Source organism: Mesorhizobium sp. M5C.F.Ca.IN.020.29.1.1, assembly GCF_003997375.1.
GTDB lineage: Bacteria > Pseudomonadota > Alphaproteobacteria > Rhizobiales > Rhizobiaceae > Mesorhizobium > Mesorhizobium wenxiniae.
This window is the reverse complement of sequence record NZ_RZSW01000660.1, coordinates 1-2836: the sequence shown is the minus strand read 5'-3', so window position 1 is coordinate 2836 and position 2836 is coordinate 1. Positions and strand designations below refer to the sequence as shown.

At 64.2% G+C, this 2836-nt stretch carries 3 protein-coding genes; 1 reads left to right on the top strand and 2 read right to left on the bottom strand.

Features of this window, described 5'->3' with window-relative positions; all coding sequences use genetic code 11:
- The coding region (locus EOA85_RS31680; protein ID WP_164760009.1) for a LacI family DNA-binding transcriptional regulator at positions 1-459 on the top strand (459 nt) is incomplete at its 5' end.
- Here the strand turns inward: EOA85_RS31680 and EOA85_RS31675 are convergent.
- Positions 447-1424 carry an alpha/beta hydrolase gene (locus EOA85_RS31675; protein WP_127212356.1) on the bottom strand — a complete coding sequence of 326 codons (978 nt, stop codon included), beginning with the start codon at positions 1422-1424 and terminating at the stop codon, positions 447-449. The genes EOA85_RS31680 and EOA85_RS31675 overlap by 13 nt on opposite strands.
- Before the next feature lie 16 nt (positions 1425-1440).
- Complete coding sequence (locus EOA85_RS31670) at positions 1441-2589, bottom strand: Gfo/Idh/MocA family oxidoreductase (protein ID WP_127212355.1); 1149 nt, start codon at positions 2587-2589, stop codon at positions 1441-1443.
- Positions 2590-2836: the final 247 nt, after the last annotated feature.

The window sequence follows — 2836 nt, the reverse complement described above, 5'->3', positions numbered from 1 at the left end:
CACGTCAACCACAATTCGCGCGAACGCCTGGACAGCTATGTCGGCGCCATGCAGCGGCTCGGACATGAGCCTGCCATCATCGGCAATACCGATGACTACACCTGGGATTTCGAACGGATCGGCTACGAGCAGATGGAGGCGATGCTCGCCCGTGGCGGCCTGCCGGGCAAGACCATTCTGTGCGCCAACGACCGTCTCGCCTTCGGCGTGATGGCCGCCGCCTACTCGCAAGGCCGCAAGGTCGGCCGCAGGGGCGATTGCGACCTGCGGGTCGCAGCCCATGACGACCATCCGCTGAGCCGCTACACCTGCCCTGCCCTCACCACCATGGCGCAGGACTTCGCTTCGATGGCAGGACGCAGCGTGGAGACGCTGCTGGCCTTGCTGGACGAGGACGACGCGACAGTTTCCCCCAAGGTCAGTCTCGACGCGACGCTGGTCATGCGTCAGTCGGCCTGAGCGTTTCCAAAGACAGGATCGAAGCCGCGCCATGCGGCAACCGCCGCGCCAACCGCTTGCCGTGCCACCGGACCATGGCGGCCCATCGAGACGAACCCGTGGATCTGGCCGGGCCAGCGCCGCACGACAACCGGCACCTCGTCATCTTCCAGACGCTTCGCATAGGCCTCGCCTTCGTCGGCGAGAATGTCATGACCAGCGATTGCGACAAAAGCCGGCGCTGCGCCGGCAAGGCTTGCGGCCCTGAGCGGCGACACGCGCCAGTCGTCGATATCGCCGCCATGGTTGATATAGTGGTCGCGGAACCAGGCCATGGTTGCCGACGTCAGGCCATAACCGTCGGCAAAGCGGCGATAGCTGTCCGCCGCCTGCGAGGCGTCAGTGTTCGGATAGAACAGCAGTTGCGCGGTCGGCGGGTTCTCGTCACCGCGCATAAGCAGGCAAAGCACTGTAGCGAGATTGCCGCCGGCGCTGTCGCCGGCGACAGCGATCCTTCTCGCGTCGATGCCGAGATCGCCCGCGCCATCTTGCATGAAGGAAGGTGCGGCGCGGCAATCTTCGATGGCCGCCGGAAATTTGTGTTCCGGCGCCAGCCGGTAATCGGGAGAGACGACTACGCAGGCCGCCATATTGGCAAACCACCGGCAAATCTCGTCATGGGAGTCGAGATTGCCGATCACCCAGCCGCCGCCATGCAGATAGAGCAGCGCCGGGGCAGCGGCCCCGCTCACGCCGTGTCCGCGATAGATCCTGAGCGTCAACGGGCCGCCGGGTCCGGTGATGGTGCGCTCGGTTAGTGAGCCGACCGGCTCGCGCTCGCCCTGGAGTGCCGGAAAGCCCTGCTTATAGGCGCGGCGCGCTTCTTCGGGCGTGCCGGCTTCGAATGGCGGGGCAGCCGCCTGCCGGTCGAGGTCGAGCACGTGCCGGGCCTCCGGATCGAGCAAGGGCAAAAGCGATGTCGTCATCGTAAGCGCTCCGATATCAGGCAAGCAGGCTAACCGCTTCGTCCTCCTGGAGGAGCTGCGGCTGATCGACGGTTGCGTTGACGGCGACGGACTCGCGGCTCGCTCCCGAAGCAAGAATCGCTTCCATAATCTCCAGTACATGCAGCGCAAGATCGCCGGACGCACGCGGCTTTCTTCCGGTTGCCAGTGCGCGCGAAAGGTCGGCGACGCCGAGCATTCGGTAGTTGGCTCGGTCCGGCGCGGCATAGGGCCAGTTGCGCGCGCCATAGAGTTCGCTCTCACTGTGGAAGTCGGCCCAGTCGGCCCCACGTTCCGACAGCGAGACGGTGCCGCCGAACGTGTCCGGATCGGGCAGCCTGAGCGAGCCTTCGGTCCCATGCAGCTCGATCGGATGGTTAGAGTGCCTGAAGACATCCCAGGAGGCACCGAAGGTGACGGTGGCTCCCGAGCGGAACTCCAGCAGCGACAGGATGTTGGTCGGTGTGCCGACCTTGAAGCTGGTGTTCCGATAGGGGCCTTCGGCAGTGATCAGCCGCTCCTCCTGGCCTCGCGTCGCCATCGCCATCACGCGGGCCACCGGCCCGAGCAAATTAACAAGCATCGTCAGGTAATAGGGCCCCATGTCAAAGACCGGTCCGCCGCCCGGCTGATAGTAGAATTGCGGATTGGGATGCCAGTGCTCCATGCCGCGCCCCATCATGAAGGCGGTGCCGGTCACCGCGCGGCCGATTGCGCCCTCATCCCTGAGGCGGCGTGCCCGCCGTCCGGCGGCGCCGAGGAAAGTATCCGGAGCCGAACCCAGCAGCAGCCCGCGCTCCGCCGCCTCGGTGACAAGGCGCCGGCCGTCGCTGGCCGAGGTCGCCAGCGGTTTTTCGGTGAAGACGTGCTTTCCCGCCGAAAGCGCCGAAAACGAAATGTCGAAATGCGCCGCCGGGATGGTCAGGTTGAGGACGAGGTCGATCTCGGGATCGGCCAGGAGCGCATCGACGCTGAGAGCCCGGATGTCGTATTCGCTCGCACGCAGCGCCGCCATGTCGGGCGATATGTCGGCGCAGGCGCGCAGCTCCACCTCACCGAATAGAGCCGCATTGCGTAAATAAGTCATCGAGATGTTGCCGCACCCGACAACGCCAATGCCGAGCTTAGCTGCTGATTTTCCTCGCATTTTCTATTTCACCTCCCGACGTCGCAACGCTCTGGCTGACCCAATGCACCAGCAACGGATCAGATTCGAAAGCCGCTTTACAGCATTTTAAATGTTGACGCGCGTAAAATTTTTATGGAACATGCGGAAATGCTGGCTGGGAGGCTGCCAGCGCAAGGAGGAGAAAATGACTGACTTCAAAAAAGGGCCGGTCTCCGGCTCGAAGCCTGCGGCGCATGTGACGATCGCCGACCGCCGGCAGTTTCTC

Excerpts from the sequence above, each read along its gene's own strand:
- EOA85_RS31675 (WP_127212356.1), bottom strand. The coding sequence starts at position 1,424 with ATGACGACATCGCTTTTGCCCTTGCTCGATCCGGAGGCCCGGCACGTG.
- EOA85_RS31670 (WP_127212355.1), bottom strand. The coding sequence starts at position 2,589 with ATGCGAGGAAAATCAGCAGCTAAGCTCGGCATTGGCGTTGTCGGGTGC.